Genomic DNA, 18,003 nt, shown 5'->3' with positions numbered 1-18,003 from the left:
GTAGGTGTTCATGTAGTAGGGGAAGCGGGAGGAGCAGCCGATGCCGGAGACGAAGACGATGTTCTCCTTGGCCAGGCCCAGCTCGGGCATGAAGCCCTGCACGGCGGCGAGCACGGCGTAGTCACCGCAGCCCGGGCACCAGCGCACCTCCTGGTCCGACTTGAAGTCCTTGGCCGCGAGCGGCGCCTCCGCCCGGGGGACCAGGCTCAGTGCCTCAGACATCGTTGGCCTCCTTGAGGACCGCGGCGAGCTGTTCCGCCTTGAACGGCATGCCGTTGACCTGGGTGTGGGACAGGACGTCGACCAGGTACTTCGCCCGCAGCAGCACGGCGAGCTGACCGAGGTTCATCTCCGGGACGACCACGCGGTCGTAGCGGGCGAGCACGGCGCCCAGGTTGCTCGGGAAGGGGTTGAGGTGGCGTAGGTGGGCCTGTGCGATGGGGTGTCCGGCGAGCCGGAGCCGGCGGACGGCGGCGGTGATGGGGCCGTAGGTGGAGCCCCAGCCCAGGACCAGGGTCCGGGCGTCCCCGGTGGCGTCGTCGACCTCCAGGTCGGGGACCTCGATCCCGTCGATCTTGGCCTGGCGGGTGCGGACCATCAGGTCGTGGTTGGCCGGGTCGTAGGAGACGTTGCCCGTGCCGTCCTGCTTCTCGATCCCGCCGATGCGGTGTTCCAGGCCCGGTGTGCCCGGGACGGCCCACGGCCTGGCCAGGGTCTCGGGATCCCGCTTGTACGGCCAGAACACCTCGGTGCCGTCGGCCAGCGTGTGGTTCGGGCCGGTGGCGAAGCGGGTGCGCAGATCCGGCAGCTCGTCGGGGCGGGGGATCCGCCAGGGCTCGGAGCCGTTGGCGAGGTAGCCGTCGGAGAGCAGGAACACCGGGGTGCGGTAATCCAGCGCGATGCGGACCGCCTCCAGCGTCGCGTCGAAGCAGTCGGCTGCGGTGCGGGGAGCGACGATCGGCACGGGCGCCTCACCGTTGCGGCCGTACATGGCCTGGAGGAGGTCGGCCTGCTCGGTCTTGGTCGGCAGCCCGGTGGAGGGACCGCCGCGCTGGATGTCCACGATCAGCAGCGGCAGCTCCAGCGACACCGCCAGCCCGATCGTCTCCGACTTCAGCGCCACCCCCGGCCCCGACGTCGTGGTCACTCCGAGCGCACCGCCGAAGGCCGCGCCCAGCGCCGCGCCGATCCCGGCGATCTCGTCCTCCGCCTGGAACGTCCGCACCCCGAAGTTCTTGTGCTTCGACAGCTCGTGCAGGATGTCCGAGGCCGGCGTGATCGGATACGAGCCCAGGTAGAGCGGCAGATCCGCCTGCCGCGCCGCCGCGATCAGCCCGTACGACAGCGCCAGGTTCCCCGAGATGTTGCGGTAGGTCCCCGCCGGAAACGCGGCCGCCGCCGGAGCCACCTCGTAGGACACCGCGAAGTCCTCGGTCGTCTCCCCGAAGTTCCAGCCCGCCCGGAACGCCACGATGTTCGCCTCGGCGATCACCGGCTTCTTCGCGAACTTCTGCCGCAGGAACGCCTCCGTCCCCTCCGTCGGCCGGTGGTACATCCACGACAGCAGACCCAGCGCGAACATGTTCTTGCTCCGCTCGGCCTCCTTCCGCGACAGCCCGAAGTCCTTCAGCGCCTCCACCGTCAACGTCGTCAGCGGCACTCGGTGAATGCTGTACGCGTCCAGCGACCCGTCCTCCAGCGGCGACGTCTCGTACCCCACCTTCGCCATCGGCCGCTTCGTGAACTCATCCGTGTTCACGATGATCTCCGCACCCCGCGGCACATCCGCGATGTTCGCCTTCAACGCCGCCGGATTCATCGCCACCAGCACGTTCGGCGCATCACCCGGCGTCAGGATGTCGTGATCGGCGAAATGCAGCTGGAACGACGACACCCCCGGCAGCGTCCCCGCGGGCGCCCGGATCTCGGCCGGAAAATTCGGCAGCGTCGACAGATCGTTCCCGAAGGACGCCGTCTCCGACGTGAAACGGTCACCCGTCAGCTGCATACCGTCACCCGAATCACCCGCGAAACGGATGACCACGCGGTCGACGCGGCGGACTTCGCCGCTGGTGGTCGTGGTCGCCATGTCAGTGGGCCGGCTCTTCCCGCACCAGCTCCGGCGTGTGCTTGTAGCCCATGATCAGCACGTCCCGGACGGCCGGCTTCGACGGGTCCTGCGGGAAGATCGGGCGCACCGCGTGCAGGATCTGCCCGTCGGCCCAGAACATGGTGTCCATCCGCTCGGTGAGGGTGAACTCGGTGACGAGCTCCTTCTCCAGGCTGTAGACCTGGGATTCGCCGCCCCGCGCGTTGAAGCGGCCCATGAGGTGGATCACGCCGAAGTCGACCTCGTCGCGGTGCGGCCCCTCGGGGGTGGGTTCGCCCGTCTCGTCGGGGGTGCTGATGATGCGGAACTGGTGGCACTGGACGTCCCACGGGTCGTCGAGCCAGGCGTCCTCGGGGACGGGGAACTTCTCGAAGTCGGACCGCAGGAGCCGGGTCAGCAGCGGGTTGTCCAGGGTGGTGCGGCTCAGCGGGGCCACGTCGCGGTCGATCCCGCCCGCGTAGTCGTTGGCGTTCATCGACTGGAAGTAGGGGCGGTGCGGGCGCAGCCTGACCTCCCCGGTGCGCGGTACGAAGAAGAACCGGTCGTAGCGGCGCTCGCGGAAGCGCGAGCCGCCTTTCAGGTACTGGTCCGTCTCCAGGTTCTCCCACTCGGCGGCCAATTCCTTGACGTGCTGCCGCAATTCCGCGTCGAGGACGAGCCGGTCGGCGGGCAGCAACGCATATCCGTTGGCCCGCAGTTCTTCCCGTTCCTGGGTCTGCATCGTGAACTCCTCCACACCGGCTCCGGCCGCTCCGCTCCAGCATGCCGAGGTTCCCACAGCGGTGCTGACGCTGAACTGACAGGCCGGCCGGGTCAGGACGACGTCAGCCGGTCGTCACGGGCTGCGTGCTTCACTCGACCGGTATGACAGAACAATTAGTGTCCTCGCCCCGGTCGGAACGCCGGACGGTTCTGGAAGAAATCGTCGTGGCGGAATTCAAGACGGCGCTGCTCATGCCCGAGGACGAGGAGCTGCCCGTGGAGGACAGCTTCTTCGAGCTCGGTATGACGTCCCTGCTGCTGACGCAGGTCAAGCAGCGGCTGGAGGAGCAGCTGGGGCGGGGCATCAGCAGCACGGCCCTGTTCAACCAGCCCACCGTCGAGCGGCTCACCGACTATCTGGCCTCGGACGTGCTGGCCGATATTTTCGACGCCAACTGAGAGAAAGGCCGCCACCATGCCGGGAACGCCGGACGCGCAGGAAGCGCAGGAATTCGAATCGGTGAGGGAAATCCGGGAAAGGCTCGAAGCCGCCGAGGAGACGGTCGGCCGGCAGAACCGGGCTCTCGGGCAGTTCCTCCTGGAGAAGCACGAGCCGATCGCCGTGGTCGGTGTCGGAATGCGGCTCCCCGGTGGCAACCATTCGATTTCCGATCTCGATTCCTTTCTGCGGGACGGGCGTTCCGGAATTGTTCCGCTGCCCCGGGACCGGTGGGTTCCGGAGGTGGCCGACGGTGACATCACGGCGGTGGCGGGCGGTTTCCTCGACCGGATAGACGAGTTCGACGCGCAGTTCTTCAACATTCCGCCCAAGCAGGCCCCCTTCATCGACCCGGGTCAGCGGCTGCTGCTGGAGACGGTCTGGGAGGCCCTGGAGGACGCCGGGCTCGATCCGGCGGGGCTTCGCCACGATGACGGCGGCGTCTACGTGGGGGCGTCCCCGCTGGACTTCGCGCTGGAGCTGGAGGGGCTCTCGGACGAGCAGCTGGACGGGAGCCTGACGACCGGGCTCGGCGGCTACTCGATGTCGGGGCGGCTCTCGTACTTCCTGGGCTGGCGCGGTCCGAGTCTGACGACGGACACGGCGTGCGCGGCCTCGCTGACGGCCCTGCACCTGGCGGTGGAGGGGCTGCGGCGGCGCGAGTGCGGCATCGCGCTGTGCGCGGCGGTGAACGCGCTGCACAATCCGCGCTCGTTCGTGATCCTCTCGCACGGGCAGATGCTGGCCCCGGACGGTCACTGCAAGACCTTCGACGAGAGCGCGGACGGTTACGCGCGGGCCGAGGGCTGCGGGGCGCTGGTGCTGAAGCGGCTGTCGGACGCGCTGGTCGACGGTGACCGGATCCTGGCCCTCGTCCGGGGCACGGCGATCGGGCAGGACGGTGAGAGCGCGGGGCTGAGCGCGCCCAACGGGACGGCGCAGGAGGCCGTGATGCGGGCGGCGCTGGCCAACGCGCGGCTGGAGCCGGGCGACATCCAGTACGTGGAGGCGCACGGGACGGGCACCCCGCTGGGCGATCCGATCGAGCTGGGCTCGGTGAACGGGGTGTTCGGCGCCTCGCACGACCGTGAGAACCCGCTGACCATCGGCTCGCTGAAGGCCAACATCGGGCACATGGAGCCGGCCGCCGGGCTGGGCGGGGTGATCAAGGTGATCACCCAGATGCGGGCGAAGACGTTCTTCCCGCACGTGTGGCGCAACCTGTCCGGGCGGATCCCGTGGGACACGTACCCGATCGAGGTGGCGGAGCGGGAGCGGCCCTGGGACGCGCCGGTGCGGCGGGCCACCGTCAACGGCTTCGGGGTCGCCGGGGCCATCGCGGTGGCGGTGCTGGAGGAGCCTCCCGCTCCGGGAACGGGCGCGGAGGTGCTCGGCGACGGGGCGGAGGCCGGTGCCGGGGCGGGGGCGGGGGCGGGGGCCGATGCCCGCGCCGCCGCTGCCGACGCCGGTGCCAGTGCCGATGCCGGGGCCGCCGGTGCGCCGGGGGCGTACGCGGGGCAGGTCTTCACGCTGTCCGCGAAGTCCCGGCCGGCGCTGCGGTTGCAGGCCGAGCGCCACGCCCGCTTCCTCGCCGAGCACCCCGGCACCTCCCTCGCCGACCTGTGCCGTACCCGCGCCACGGACCGCTCGCACTTCCGCTTCCGCGCCGCCGCGGCCGTGGCCTCCACCGCCGAACTCGCCGCCCGGCTGGAGCGGTGGAGCGCCCCGCCGCGCGGGGAGGAGAAGCCGGACGCGTTCCGCAAGGTGGCGTTCCTGTTCACCGGCTCCGGTTCGCAGTACGTGGGCATGGGCCGGGCCCTGTACGGGCGCCATCCCGTCTTCACGCGCTGCGTGGACGAGTGCGACGCGCTGTTCGCGCCGCTGCTGGGCCGGTCGGTGGCGGCGGTGATGTTCGGCCGGGCGCCGGACGCCGAGGAGACCCTGGCCCGTACGTCGTTCACGCACGCGGCGCTGTTCACCCTGGAGTACGCGCTGGCCCGGCTGTGGCTGTCGTGGGGGATCCGGCCGAGCGTGCTGATCGGGCACAGCGTCGGCGAGATCGTCGCGGCCACCGTCGCCGGGCTGTTCTCCCTCGCCGACGGCGCGGCCTTCCTCGCCGCCCGCTCGCGCCTGATCGAGTCGGTGTCGCTGCCCGGCTCGATGGCGGCCGTCGCGGCGCCCGCCGACGAGGTGCGGCCGTTGCTGGCGAAATGGCCGGACCTGGCGCTGGCCGCCGTCAACGCGCCCGAGCAGTGCGTGCTCTCGGGCGGGGAGCAGTCGCTGGCGGAGGCGGCCGGGGAACTGCGCGGGCGGGGATGGACGGTGACGCCGCTGCACGTGACGGCGGCGTTCCACTCGCCGCTGATGGCCGGGGTGGCCGGGCCGCTGGCCGAGGTGCTGCGGGGGATCTCCTTCGGGGAGCCGCGGCTGCCGTTGGTGTCGAACCTGACGGGGCGGATCGCGGACCCGCGGGAGCTGGCGACGCCCGAGTACTGGGTGCGGCACGTGGGCGAGACGGTCGAGTTCGCGGCCGGGATCCGCACCATCGCCGAGCGCGGCCGGCACGTGTTCCTGGAGGTGGGCCCCTCCACCGCGCTGACCTCGCTGGCCCGCCGGTGCGTGCCGCAGGAGCAGCACCGCTGGCTGAGCTGCCTGCGCCGCAAGGACCCCACGGCCGCTCCCCTGGACGCCGCGCTCGCGGGCGCGTACACGGCGGGGCTGAACATCGCCTGGGGCGAGGTGCACGCGGGCGGCCCGGGGCGGCGGATCCCGCTGCCGCCCTACGCCTTCGACCGGCGCGGCTACCGGCTGCCGGCCCGGCCGGCGGCGCGCGGCGGCTCCGCCGAGGGCCTGCACCCGCTGCTGGGCCGGGAGGGCGCGGCGGACGGCGGGCGGCGGGAGTTCACGGCGCGCATCAGCGCGGGGGCGCCCGCGTACCTGTCCGACCACACAATCGGCGGGCAGGCCTTCCTGCCCGCGACGGCCTACCTCGAAGTGCTGCTCGCGGTGCAGGACGAGGTCCACGGGGACACCGCCCGGGCGGTCGAGGACGTCCGCTTCCACGAGGCGCTGTTCCTGTCGGACCGGCCGGTGCTGCTGGTGACCCGGGTGCGGGCGGAGCCGGACGGCCGGCTGTCGGTGGAGATCTCCAGCCGGGCCGCCGCCGAGCACGCCGCCGACGGCGTGGAACGGCTGCACGCCACCGCTTCGGTCGCGGCGGAGCCCGCCGGGGACGGCGGGGCGCCCGCCGGGGAGGGGCAGGGCCTGCTGGGGCTGCTGGCCGCGTCGGCGGCGATCCGGCCCTCCCGGGTGATGGACGCCGCGCAGGTGCGGGCGGCGTACGCCGAGGCCGGTCTGGAGTACGGGCCGCAGTTCCTGCGGGCCCGCGCGGTGACCGCGTACGGGCCCGGCTTCGCCGTGACGGAGCTGACGGGCGGGAACGTCTCGCGCGCCGAGCTGTTGCCGCCGCCGCTGCTGGACGGGGCCACGCACGCCCTGGCCGCGCTCGCCGACGACGGCCGCCGGTACGTGGCCACGAGCGTGGGCCGGCTGCGCGTGTTCAAGAAGCCGCGCGGCGAGGCGCTGCGCTCGGCGGTGCGGGTGGAGCGCGCTCCGGACGCCTCCGGGGCGGCCGGCGGCCCGGCCTTCACGCTGGACCTGGTGCTGCTGGAGGAGGGGCCCGAGGGGGCCGTCCGGCCGGTGGCGCAGCTGTCGGGGATGGGCTTCACCCGGCTGCCGGACCGGCCGGTGGAGGCCTCGGACACGGTACGGGCGGCCGAGGCGGCGGCGGCCGCCGGGCCGCTGGACGTGGCGGCGCTGGCGGCGGCGGAGCCCGCGGAACGGCAGGCGGCGCTGGTGTCGCTGGTGCGGGCCACGGTGGCGGCGCTGCTCGCGGTCGACGACCCGGAGTACGTGGACACCCGGGCGAGCTTCCTGGAGCTGGGCGTGGACTCGCTGACGGCGATCGTGCTCAAGACGCAGCTGGAGACCCGGCTGCGGGTGCCGCTGGTCTCGTCGGCGGTGTTCGACCACCCCTCGGTGGACGAGCTGGCCGAGATGCTCGCGCACCGCCTCGCGCCGGAGCCGGTGGGGGCGGCCCGCTGAACGCCCCGCCGGGCCGCGGCCCGCGCTCCACGGCGCCGACGCGGCTGACGCAGTCGGCGCAGCCAACGCAGACGGCGCAGCCGGCCCAGATGACTCCCATGACACGCACGGCACAGACGACTCAGGGGAACCCATGGACAACCACCGTACGGAGGACAGGACCCTCGCCGCCCGCGCGGCGTCGCACGCCCGGACCCGGCCCGACCAGCCGGCGGTGATCTGCGAGGACCGCGCGCTGAGCTACGGGCAGCTGCACCGGGAGAGCAACCGCACGGCGCACGCCCTGTTGGCGGCCGGCCTGGGCGCGGGGGCCCGGGTGGGCTACCTGGGCCGGGAGTCGGAGTACTACTTCGACCTCGCGCTCGGCTGCGCCAAGGCGGGGGCGGTGCTGGTGCCCGTCAACTCGCGGCTCACGGTCGGCGAGGTCGAGCACATCCTGCGCGACTCGCAGGCCGAACTCCTCTTCGTGGAGCGGCAGTTCTGCCCATTGGTGGACAAGCTGCGGCCGGTCCTGCCGCGCCTGGGCCGGGTCGTCGAGATGGACTCGGACGCGCACCTGGCGGCCGGTTTCCTCGGCTGGAAGGGCGACGCGGCGGACACCGATCCGCCCACCGCCGGAGCCTCGGGCTTCGACGACCCGGTGGCGCAGTTGTACACGAGCGGGACGACCGGCCTGCCGAAGGGGGTGGTGCTGGCCCAGCGGACCTTCTTCACCTTCATCGCGGACAGCCGGGCCGCCGGGGTGGACTGGATCGACTGGCGTCCCGAGGACCGGGGACTGAGCTGCTTCCCGGCCCTGCACACCTCCGGCTTCGGCTGGTTCATGCACTCCTTCAACGCCGGCGCCACCACGGTGATCATGCGTCAGTTCATCGCGGACGAGGCGACGCGGCTGATCGAGCGGCACGGGATCACGACCCTGTGGGCCGCCCCCGCGATGCTGCGGATGATGCTGAACGAGAAGGGCACCGGCCGCGAGACCTTCGCCTCGCTGCGCAAGGTGGTGTACAGCGGCTCCCCCATCGACCGGGAGCTGCTCCTGACCTGCATCGACGTACTGGGCTGCGAGCTGGCGCAGGGCTACTCGTCGGCCGAGGCGGGCAGTTTCGTCACCTGCCTGGCGCCCTCGGACCACACCCCGGACTCCCGGGTGCTCGCCTCCGCGGGCCGGGCGCTGCCCGGCAACGAGGTGCGGATCCTCGACGGGGAGGGGCGGGTGCTGCCCTCGGGCGAGGTGGGCCGGGTCGTCATCAAGAGCCCGGCCCGCTTCCTGGGGTACTGGCAGCTTCCGCAGGCCACGGCGGCGGCCCTCTCGGCCGGGCCGGCCGGCGCGGACGGAGCGGACGGAGCGGACGGCCAGTGGCTGGCCATGGGCGACATGGGTCATCTGGACGCCGACGGCTACCTGTTCCTCGCGGACCGCGTCAACGACACGATCATCGTCGCCGGCCAGAACATCTACCCCACGGAGGTCGAGAACGCGCTGCGCGCCCATCCCGCCGTCGCCGAGGTCTCCGTGTACGGAGTCCCGCACCCCGACTGGGGCGAGGCCGTACGGGCCGCGGTGGTGCTGCGGGCGGGCGCCGAGGCCGTCCCGAGGGACTTCCTGCGGTTCCTCAACGGCCGCCTCGCCGGGTTCAAGATCCCCACCGGCTACGACATCGTGACGGAGCTGCCGCGCAACCCCACCGGGAAGGTGCTGCGCCGGGTGCTGCGGGAGCGGCACGCCGCCGGGGCCGCCCCGGCCGCCGCTCCGGCCGCCGCATAGCCCGCCGTGGAGGCGATGGACGCCCCGGCGGCGCCGCGCCCCCCGGGCCCGCTGCCCGAGGTGCAGGGCGCCGCGCGGTGGCTGCATCCGGCCGACGCCGAACCGGACGCCGGGCTGCGGCTGTTCCTGCTGCATCACAGCGGGGGCGGCGCCTCGATGTACCGGGAGTGGCCGGGGCAGCTGCCCGCCTCGGTGGCCGTGCAGGCCGTACAGCTGCCCGGGCGCCAGGAGCGGCGGCGCGAGGCCCCGTACACGCGGCTGGTCCCGCTGGCGCAGGCGCTCGCGCGGGTGGTCTCGGACGAGCTGGACGGGCGCGCCTACGCGGTGTTCGGGCACTCGATGGGCGCCCTGCTGGGCTACCGGCTGACGGTCGAGCTGGAGCGGCGGGGCCTGCCCGGTCCGGCGCTGCTCGCCGTGTCGGGGTGGGCGCCGCGGGGCTTCTCGGCGCCCGCCGCGCTGTCCGCGGACCCGCTCGAAGCGCTGCGGCTGCTGGGCGGGCTGCCGCCCGAGGTGGCGGCGGACCCGGAGCTGCTGGCGGCGGCGGTACGGGCGATGGGCGCGGACGGCGCGGTGTGCGCCGACCACCTGGACGACGGGGCGGCCGTGGGCTGTCCCGTCGTCGCGTACTCCGGGCGCGAGGATCCCCTCCTCGCGCCCGAGGCCATGCGGTCGTGGGCCGGGCGGACTCCGGAGTTCCTGGGGTGCCGGACCTTCCCCGGGGACCACTTCTACCTGCGGTCCCACGCCCGCGCCATCACCGCCGACCTGGCCCAGCTGCTGCCGCGGTACGCCGCGGCGCTCTGAGCGGGCGGCGTCCCCGCAGAACCGGAGGTTCACCGTCATGCTGCCCCGACCGAACGAACTCCTCACGCGCTACGTCGCGTTGTGGAACGAGACCGACGCGCAGCGACGGCGCGACATGGTGCACGCGCTGTACGCGCCGGACTGCACGTACGTCTTCTACCGCAAGGACCCGGTCCGCGGGCACGCCGCGCTCCTGGACCAACTGGCGTACACGCACCAGGTGTACGGCCCGATGGGCTACGAGTTCCGGTCCGCGCACAACGCGACCGGCCACCACGACGTCGTCCGGTTCAACTGGGTGATGGTCTCGGCGGCCACGGGGGAGATGGAGATGTCCGGCCAGGACATCGTCGTGCTCGCCGAGGACGGGCGAATTCAGGCCGACTACCAGTTCCACGACCGGATGCCCTCGTCGTTCGTCTACGACGACGGGTACGAGGAACACGGCGTGGCGGTACGCGCGGCCCGGCCCCGGCGCACCGGTGTCTCAGGCCCCTGACGGAGCCCCCCGGCGCGCACGGACCGGCCCCGCGGCACACAGGTGCCGCGGGGCCGGTCGCGTCGGGGGACGCGGGTCAGAGCGCGGCGCCCGCCAGCGCGTTCGGGCAGTACTGGCGCAGGACCAGTTCGGCGGTGGCCAGGGCCATGCGGGCGGGGCCGCCCGTGCCGAGCACCTCGCCGTTGGCCAGCAGGCCGCCGATGACGAGCATCAGCGTGTCGGCCAGGGCGTCGGGGTCCTCGGCGCCGGCCTGGGAGCCCATGTCCCGGAGCCAGTTGCGCAGGCCCTTGAGGTGCAGCGTCGCCTCCTGGCGGCCCGGGTGCTCCGGGTCGCGGAACTCGCTGGAGGTGTTGTAGTAGATGCAGCCGTGGAAGTCGGGTTCCTGGACGCTGGCGTGGAAGAACTCCATCAGCGCCATGATCTGCCGGGCCGGGTCGCCGCTGTAGGGCGACGTCACCTCCTCGGCCCGCTCCCACCACTGCGCGTCGCTCTCGCGGAGCCAGGCGGCGATGAGCTCGTCCTTGCTGGCGAACTCGCGGTAGAGCAGGCTCTTGCCCACGCCGGTCGCGTCGATCACCTGCTGCATGCCGACGGCCCGGACCCCCTGCTCACCGAAGAGTTTGGCCGAGGCCTCCAGAATCCGCCGCCTCGTACCTGGTGCCGGTGTACGCGCCATGTCTGAACTCCTTCCCCTCTCCCCCGCGGATCCCAGCATACGTTTGACACAGGGGTTTGTGAGCGCTAGAAATGGACCGATCAGTCCAGGACTGATCGGTCCGTCATTTAACCGCTGCGTCTCGCTGCTTCCGACGACACTCCGATCGGAGTCTGATCATGACCGAGGCATCCCCGACCTCCCCTCCCCTCGCACGGGCGGTACCCCCCGCACCCGTGGTCAAGAGCCTTCCCCTGCTGCTCCTGGTCGTGTGCGCGGTGCAGTTCCTCGACGCGATGGACATCGCGAGCATGGGCCCGGCCCTCCCCCTGGTCCAGGCGGACCTGGGGATGTCGACCTCGGCCCTCCAGTGGGTCGTCTCGGCCTACGCGCTCGGATTCGGCGGGTTCCTGCTGCTGGGCGGCCGGCTGGCCGACCTCTACAACCGCAAGAAGCTGCTGATCGGCTGGCTGGCCGTCTTCGTGGTCGCCAGCGTCCTGGGCGGTTTCGCCGACGACGGCGTGCTCCTGGTCGTGGCCCGTCTCCTGAAGGGCGTCAGCGCCGGCATCACCGCACCCGCGGCGATGGCCATCCTGCTCGACGCCTTCCGCGACGAGCAGTCCCGCAACCGCGCGCTCGGCACCTTCCTGGCCGTGGCCTCCGCCGGTTACTCGCTCGGCCTGATCCTGGGCGGCCTGATGGCGGGCGTCTCCTGGCGCCTGGTGCTCTTCGCCCCCGCCGTGGCCGGTGTCCTCGTCGCGCTGCTCGCCGCCTCCGTGGTGCCCGCGCAGCAGGAGAAGGGCAAGAGCGGCAGCCTCGACATCCTGGGAGCCGTCACCGTGACGGCCGGCGCGGTGGCGCTCGTGTACGGCCTCAGCCGGGCCGCCAGTGACGGCTGGTCAGATGCGCAGACCATCGGTTCGCTCATCGCCGCCGTCATCCTCTTCCCGCTGTTCGCGCTGATCGAGAGCCGCCACCCGGCGCCGCTCGTCCCGCTCTCCGTCTTCCGCAAGGGCCAGCTGACCCGCGCCCTGGTCTCGATGCTCTTCTTCGGCGCCTACGTCTCCTTCCAGTTCGTGCTGACCCTCTACTACCAGGAGCAGCTGGGCTGGTCCCCGCTGGAGGCCGGCCTGGCCTTCCTCCTCGGCGGCGTGCTGACGGCGGGCACCGCCCGCTACGGCGCCGCGCTGGTCACCAAGTACGGCGCCTGGCCGGTCGCGACCGGCGGCCTGGTGATGCTGAGCATCGGCTACCTCGGCTGGGTCCTGCTGATGGGCGACGTCGACCCGCTGGTCACCCTCTTCGCCCAGCAGCTCCTCGGCGGCCTCGGCTTCGCCGCGGTCTACCCGGCCCTGAACATCGCCGCCGTCGGCACCGCCGAGCCGAGCGAACAGGGCCTGGTGTCCGGCCTGTTCAACGCCGGCGCGCAGATCGGCAACGGCGTGGTCATCGCGATCACCGCCACCGCCTTCTCCCTCTCCACCGGCGGGATCGCCCCCTACCGGGCCGGGCTGTGGACCGTCACGATCATCACCCTCGCCGTCACCCTCGTGGCCCTGGCGGGCGCCGCCCGCTACCGCCAGAAGGCCGCGGCCTGACCGGAGGGCGCGGCCGCCGCGGCGGCCGCGCCCTCCCCTCGATCGGCCGTGCAACACGTCTGGCGCACCCATTGGATCCCCCGCATCCGGCGCCGGACGTGTTGCACGGCCTTGTCACGTCCGGAGCCGGGCGGGAAGCGCGTCCGGAGCCGGGCGGGGGCCGGCTTCATTGACACGCTCCTACCTGACCAAGTACGGTCGGGACCGATCGGTCCACTAGGAATTCAGTACTACTTGAGTACCACTTCCGGCACCGAATCGATCACCCGGCGCCAGTGCACACGACACCGTTCTCTTTCCATCTCGCGGGGAGATGTTTGTGTTGCTGTTCTCAGTCCTAGGCTCCATGGAAATAATGAAACAGCGCGTCGCCGTACGGCTCGGCGGCGCCATGCAGCAGACGCTTCTGGCGACCCTGCTCGCGGCCGGCGGATCGCTCGTCACGGTCGACTCCCTCATCCTCGAATTATGGGGGACCACACCCCCCAACAAAGTCGAGAACGCCCTCCAGGCACAGGTCAGCAGGGTGCGCAGAACCCTCGCCGCCGTCGAGCCCGACCGGGAGGGATCGCGGGTCGTCACGAGCACCTCCGGTTACATGTTCCTCTTCGACCGGTGGGAACTCGACGCGTACCTGTTCCTCGACACCGTGGACTCGATCCACGCGAGAACGGGCTCCGACACCCTCTCGGAACACCGGCAGAACATCGCCGACCTCCGCGCCGGACTCTCCCGCTGGCGGGGACCGGTATTCGGCGGACTGGCCGGCGGACCGATCTGCCAGACCGCGTCCGCCCGCTACATGGAGGCGCGGAATTCGGCGCTCATTCTGCTTTACGATCTGGAACTGCGCACCGGCGGCCACGAACGGATCCTGCCGGAACTGACCGAGCTGTACTCGCGCAACCCGAACCACGAGCAGTTCTGCATGCTGCTCATGCGGGCGCTGTACCGCAGCGGCCGCCAGCTCGACGCCCTGACGGTCTACCGCCAGTGCCGCCACAACATGATCGAGTCGCAGGGCATCGAGCCCTCCCCCGTACTGAGCCAGTACGAGCGGGCCATCCTGACCCACGACCCGATGCTGCTCCAGAACGAGCCCTACTGGCCGGTGCCGGCCCTCGTCGCGGGCTAGGGGGTGGCCGGCTCACTGCTCCTGGTCGCGCACGGCAGCCGCGATCCGCGGCACGCGCGGACGGTACGCGCACTCACCCGCGTGATCCGGTCGACGAGGCCCGGACTGCGCGTGCGCACGGCCTTCCTCGACTTCGACGCCCCCGGCGTAACGGAGGAACTGGAGCGCGCCGCCCGCGACGGGATCCGCTCCCTGGTGGTCCAGCCCCTGCTGCTGACCCGCGCCTTCCACGCGAAGACGGACCTGCCCGGCGTCCTGCGCCAGGCACCGCCCGCCCTCGCCGTGTGGCAGGCCCCCGTACTGGGACCCGACCCGCTGCTCACCGCGGCCCTGGAACGCCGGCTGTACGGGGCCGGGCTCGCCCCGGGAGAGCGGGCGGGCACCGGCGTGGTCCTCGCGGCCGCCGGCAGCGGGGACCCGGAGGCCGCCGAGACCCTCGCCGCCCTCGCCCGGCACTGGCAGCACACCGCCGGCTGGTACGCCGTACGGCCCGCCGCCGCCTCCGGAGGACCCCGTACCGAGGACGTCGTACGGGCGCTGCGCGCCGAGGGGGCCCGCCGGGTGGCGGTCGCCCCGTACGTCCTGGCACCGGGCCGGCTCCCCGACCGGATCGCGGCGGGCGCCCGCGCGGCCGGGGCGGACGTGCTGGCCCCCGTCCTCGGCGCCGCGCCGGAGCTGGTCCGGCTCGTCCTGCGCCGCTACGACCGGGCCGCCCGCACCCCGGCCCCGACGGGCTGACGCGGCCGGGAGCCGCGGCCTCACGGGCGCAGGCCCCGGCGGCGCAGCATCCGCCGTTCCAGCGGGCCGAAGACCAGCAGGTCGACGGCGACGCCGACCAGCAGGATCAGCACGATGGCCAGGAAGATCCGGGCCATGTCCGAGGTCTCGCGCCCCGATTCCAGCAACTGGCCCAGCCCCAGGCCCAGGTCGGGGGAGCTGGCGATGATCTCGGCGGCCATCAGGGAGCGCCAGGAGAAGGCCCAGCCCTGTTTGAGGCCGGCCAGGTAGCCGGGGAGGGCGGCGGGCATGACCACGTGCCGGGCGCCGCGCAGTCCGGTGGCGCCGAGGGACCGGCCGGCCCGCAGGAACAGCGGCGGGACCTGGTCGATGCCGGAGACGAGCCCGCCCGCGATGGAGGGGGTGGCGCCGAGCAGGATCACCGCGTACATCATCGAGTTGTCCAGGCCGAGCCAGAGCACCGCCGGGGGCACCCAGGCCACGGACGGCAGGGACTGCAGGCCCTGGAGGACCGGCCCCATCGCCGCGCGGACGAACTTCACGCGGGCGACGAGCAGGCCCAGCGGGGTGCCGATGGCCAGGGCCAGCAGGAAGCCGGACAGGCCGCGCCAGACGCTCGTCCAGATCACGTCGAGGAGGGTGCCCTTGAACCACAGGTCGGTGAGGCTGTGCCACACCGCGGACGGCGGCGGCAGCATGTAGTCGTCGGTGACGCGGGCCCAGACGAGCACCTGCCACGCCGTCAGCACCAGGGCGACGGCGACGGCGGGCGGCAGGGCCTTGCCGAGCAGCAGCCGGCGCGGCGGGGTGCGGGCGCCGTCGTGGGTGTCGAGCGCGTCGAGCCCGGCCAGTTCGTGGGAGGCGCCGCGCGCCTCCCGGGGCCGGAGGTCAGTGCTGGCCATGGCGGCGGATCTCCCCACGCAGGTGTTCGGTGATCTCCAGGGACAGGTCGGCGACGTCGGCGTCCTCGATGCGGCGCGGCTGCGGGATGTCAACGGTCCATTCGCGGGCGACGCGGCCGGGGCGGGAGGAGAGCAGGACCACGCGCTGGGCGAGGCGGACGGCCTCGCGGACGTTGTGCGTGACGAAGAGGACCGACAGGCCGGTCTCCGCCCAGATGCGGGTGAGTTCGCCGTGCAGGACGTCGCGGGTGATGGCGTCGAGCGCCGCGAAGGGCTCGTCCATCAGCAGCAGGCGGCTGTCCTGGGCGAGGGCGCGGGCGAGGGCCACGCGCTGGCGCATGCCGCCGGACAGCTCGTGGACCCGCTTGCCGTAGGCGCCGCCGAGCCGGACCAGCTCCAGCAGTCGCTCGGCCTCCGGCCGGCGCTCCGCCTTGGCCACCCCGCGCAGGCGCAGGGCGAGTTCGATGTTCTTGCCCGCGGTCAGCCACGGGAACAGGGCGTGCTCCTGGAACATCAGGGCGGGCCGCCCGCCGGCCGTGACGGTTCCGGCGGTCGGCGTGTCCAGTCCCGCGACCAGGTTCAGCAGGGTGGACTTGCCGCAGCCGGAGGCGCCGAGGAGGGTGACGAACTCGCCGGGGGCGATGTCGAGGCTGATGTCGTCCAGGACCTGCTGGGGGCCGGCGGGGCCGGGGAAGGACTTCGAGACGTGTGCGATGCGGACGGCCCGCTCCAGGGCCGTGGTGTGCTCCGCGCCGGTCAGGACGGTCGCCACCGCGGGTCACCTCCTCCGGTCGTCGGTGCCCGGGCCCGGCGGGGTGACGGGGGGCTTGTGCAGGGAACCGAGGACCTTGTCGAGGGGCCCGAGGTCGTAGATGCCGGTCAGGTCGGGCCGCTCCAGGAGTCCGGCCCGGACAGCGTGGCCGGCCTGGGCGCTGAGGGTGGCGGCCAGGGGGTCGTCGGTGACGAGGATGGACGGCCAGGCGCGGTCGATGACCTCGGGCTCCAGCTCCTTGCCGGTGAGGGTCTTCAGGGCGGCGTTGGCGGAGGCCTTGGCGTCGTCCCGGTGGGCGTTGATCCACTCGTTCGTCCTGACCGTGCCCCTGAGCACGGCCTCGACGACGTCCGGATGCTCCTTCAGGAACTTCTGCGAGACGACGACGTTCGTGATCACGAACTTCCCGCCGGGCCACAGGTCGCTCTCGTCGAGGAGGACGGTGGCGCCTTCGGCGACCAGCTTGGAGGCGGTCGGTTCGGGCACCCAGGCGCCGTCGACGGCCCCGGAGCGGTAGGCGTCGGGGGTGATGGTGTTGTTGGTGCGGACGACGGACACGTCGCCCTTCCCGCTGGCCGCGTCGACCTTCCAGCCGCGGCCGGCCGCCCAGTCGAGGAAGGCCACGTCCTGGGTGTTGCCGAGCTGTGGGGTGGCGATCCGCTTGCCCAGGACGTCGTCCGGGGTCTTGATCCGGTCCGGGTTCACGACGAGCTTGACGCCGCCCGAGGCCGAGCCGGAGATGATCCGCAGGCTGCGCCCCTTGGACTTGGCGTAGCCGTTGACGGCGGGCGAGGGGCCGATGAAGCCGATGTCGACGGCGCCCGCGCCCAGGGCTTCGATCTCGGCCGGACCGGCGTTGAAGGTGGTGGTCTTCAGGGTGGTCCCGCCCAGTTCCCGCTGGATCAGCCCTTCCCGTACGCCGACCAGGGCGGTGGCGTGGGTGAGGTTGGGGAAGTAGCCGAGGGTCACGGAGCCCGCCGAGAGCCGGGCGGCCGCCGCCCCGGCGGGGGCCGCGGCCGCGACCGGGCCGGGGCCGGGCCGGGATCCGTAGCCGCAGGCGGTGAGGGCGGCGGCGAGCAGCAGGAGCAGGGCGGCCGCGGCGGGACGTGCGCGCCGGCGGCCGCGTGCGGGGGGCCGGGCTAGACGGTCCATGGGTTCTCCGTGAAGGCGTCGCCCGCCATGCCCGCGGTGAGGGTGGTTCCGTCGGCGGGGTCGATGAGGAGGAAGGAGCCGGTGCGGCGGGAGGCGGCGTAGGCGTCGAGGGCGAGGGGTTCGGCGGTGCGTACGAGGACCCGGCCGATGTCGTTGGCGACGAGCCGGCCGGGCTCCGGGTGCTGGGAGAGGTCGTCCAGGGTCAGCCGCGAGGGGATCTCCTTGACGATCGCCTGGACGGTGCGGGTGGTGTGCTTGAGCAGGACGCGCTGGCCGACCGTCAGGGGCCGGTCGGCGACGTGGCAGACGGTGGCCGGCACGTCGTGGGTGGGGTGGGGGGCGACGGCGGTGGGGGCGATGAGGTCGCCGCGGGAGACGTCGAGGTCGTCCGTGAGCCGCAGCGTCACGGACTGCGGGGCCCGGGCGGTGTCCACGGGTGTTCCCAGGGCGTCGATGGCCTCGATGGTGCTGGTGCGGCCGGACGGCAGGACGGTGACGGCTTCGCCGACGCGCAGGACGCCGGAGGCGATCTGGCCGGCGTAGCCGCGGTAGTCGGGGTGCTCGG

The 18,003-nt window shown here is 72.8% G+C and carries 14 protein-coding genes and 2 pseudogenes; 8 read left to right on the top strand and 8 right to left on the bottom strand.

The genetic code is table 11. The features are described from left to right. From ACFYYT_RS36380 to ACFYYT_RS36370, 3 genes and pseudogenes are all read right to left on the bottom strand, one after another. Positions 1-222 (bottom strand): annotated as a pseudogene (locus tag ACFYYT_RS36380) (2-oxoacid:ferredoxin oxidoreductase subunit beta); the annotation flags it as partial. Beyond that, positions 215-2,089, bottom strand: a complete 1,875-nt coding sequence (locus tag ACFYYT_RS36375) for a 2-oxoacid:acceptor oxidoreductase subunit alpha (RefSeq protein WP_388610704.1) — start codon at positions 2,087-2,089, stop codon at positions 215-217. The gene ACFYYT_RS36375 and the pseudogene ACFYYT_RS36380, both read right to left, overlap by 8 nt. Before the next feature lies 1 nt (position 2,090). After that, complete coding sequence (locus ACFYYT_RS36370; protein ID WP_351830868.1) at positions 2,091-2,831, bottom strand: 2OG-Fe dioxygenase family protein; 741 nt, start codon at positions 2,829-2,831, stop codon at positions 2,091-2,093. Positions 2,832-3,037: 206 nt separating this feature from the next. Here ACFYYT_RS36370 and ACFYYT_RS36365 point away from each other — a divergent pair, with 206 nt between their 5' ends. From ACFYYT_RS36365 to ACFYYT_RS36345, 5 genes are all read left to right on the top strand, one after another. After that, positions 3,038-3,271, top strand: a complete 234-nt coding sequence (locus tag ACFYYT_RS36365; protein ID WP_351830865.1) for an acyl carrier protein — start codon at positions 3,038-3,040, stop codon at positions 3,269-3,271. A gap of 16 nt (positions 3,272-3,287) precedes the next feature. Then, entirely contained in the window at positions 3,288-7,415 is a 4,128-nt protein-coding gene (locus tag ACFYYT_RS36360) for a type I polyketide synthase (protein WP_388610701.1), read from the top strand. Between the two features lie 133 nt (positions 7,416-7,548). Beyond that, on the top strand, positions 7,549-9,183 hold the full coding sequence (locus ACFYYT_RS36355) for a long-chain-fatty-acid--CoA ligase (RefSeq protein ID WP_351830860.1): 1,635 nt from the start codon (positions 7,549-7,551) through the stop codon (positions 9,181-9,183). 15 nt (positions 9,184-9,198) lie between these two features. Then, entirely contained in the window at positions 9,199-9,987 is a 789-nt protein-coding gene (locus tag ACFYYT_RS36350) for an alpha/beta fold hydrolase (protein WP_351830857.1), read from the top strand. A gap of 37 nt (positions 9,988-10,024) precedes the next feature. Then, a complete protein-coding gene (locus tag ACFYYT_RS36345) occupies positions 10,025-10,486 on the top strand; it encodes a nuclear transport factor 2 family protein (RefSeq protein ID WP_351830854.1) in 462 nt (153 codons plus the stop codon). A 76-nt stretch (positions 10,487-10,562) separates the two neighbouring features. Here ACFYYT_RS36345 and ACFYYT_RS36340 read toward each other — a convergent pair whose 3' ends face one another. Next, positions 10,563-11,162: a TetR/AcrR family transcriptional regulator gene (locus ACFYYT_RS36340; RefSeq protein ID WP_351830851.1), complete on the bottom strand. Its 600-nt coding sequence runs from the start codon at positions 11,160-11,162 to the stop codon at positions 10,563-10,565. Between the two features lie 158 nt (positions 11,163-11,320). Here ACFYYT_RS36340 and ACFYYT_RS36335 point away from each other — a divergent pair, with 158 nt between their 5' ends. The 3 genes from ACFYYT_RS36335 to ACFYYT_RS36325 all read left to right on the top strand — a co-directional run bounded on the left by ACFYYT_RS36335 (position 11,321) and on the right by ACFYYT_RS36325 (position 14,612). After that, entirely contained in the window at positions 11,321-12,739 is a 1,419-nt protein-coding gene (locus ACFYYT_RS36335; protein WP_351830848.1) for an MFS transporter, read from the top strand. A gap of 355 nt (positions 12,740-13,094) precedes the next feature. Further along, positions 13,095-13,874 (top strand): AfsR/SARP family transcriptional regulator, encoded by a 780-nt coding sequence (locus ACFYYT_RS36330; RefSeq protein WP_351831530.1) that lies wholly within the window; start codon positions 13,095-13,097, stop codon positions 13,872-13,874. Between the two features lie 3 nt (positions 13,875-13,877). Beyond that, positions 13,878-14,612 (top strand): sirohydrochlorin chelatase, encoded by a 735-nt coding sequence (locus ACFYYT_RS36325; protein WP_351831532.1) that lies wholly within the window; start codon positions 13,878-13,880, stop codon positions 14,610-14,612. Positions 14,613-14,632: 20 nt separating this feature from the next. Here ACFYYT_RS36325 and ACFYYT_RS36320 read toward each other — a convergent pair whose 3' ends face one another. From ACFYYT_RS36320 to ACFYYT_RS36305, 4 genes and pseudogenes are all read right to left on the bottom strand, one after another. Further along, positions 14,633-15,514, bottom strand: coding sequence for an ABC transporter permease (locus ACFYYT_RS36320; RefSeq protein WP_351831534.1), 882 nt, complete (start codon positions 15,512-15,514; stop codon positions 14,633-14,635). Further along, the gene (locus tag ACFYYT_RS36315; protein WP_351831535.1) at positions 15,501-16,286 is read right to left on the bottom strand and encodes an ABC transporter ATP-binding protein; all 786 of its coding nucleotides are present in this window, start codon (positions 16,284-16,286) and stop codon (positions 15,501-15,503) included. Before ACFYYT_RS36315 ends, ACFYYT_RS36320 begins: the two co-directional genes overlap by 14 nt. A gap of 6 nt (positions 16,287-16,292) precedes the next feature. Next, a complete protein-coding gene (locus ACFYYT_RS36310) occupies positions 16,293-17,438 on the bottom strand; it encodes an aliphatic sulfonate ABC transporter substrate-binding protein (RefSeq protein WP_351831538.1) in 1,146 nt (381 codons plus the stop codon). After that, positions 17,426-18,003 (bottom strand): annotated as a pseudogene (locus ACFYYT_RS36305) (hypothetical protein); the annotation flags it as partial. The gene ACFYYT_RS36310 and the pseudogene ACFYYT_RS36305, both read right to left, overlap by 13 nt.

The sequence above is a fragment of the Streptomyces sp. NPDC002032 genome (assembly GCF_042890765.1).
In the GTDB taxonomy this organism is placed as follows: domain Bacteria; phylum Actinomycetota; class Actinomycetes; order Streptomycetales; family Streptomycetaceae; genus Streptomyces.
This window is presented reverse-complemented; position numbering and strand designations above follow the sequence as displayed.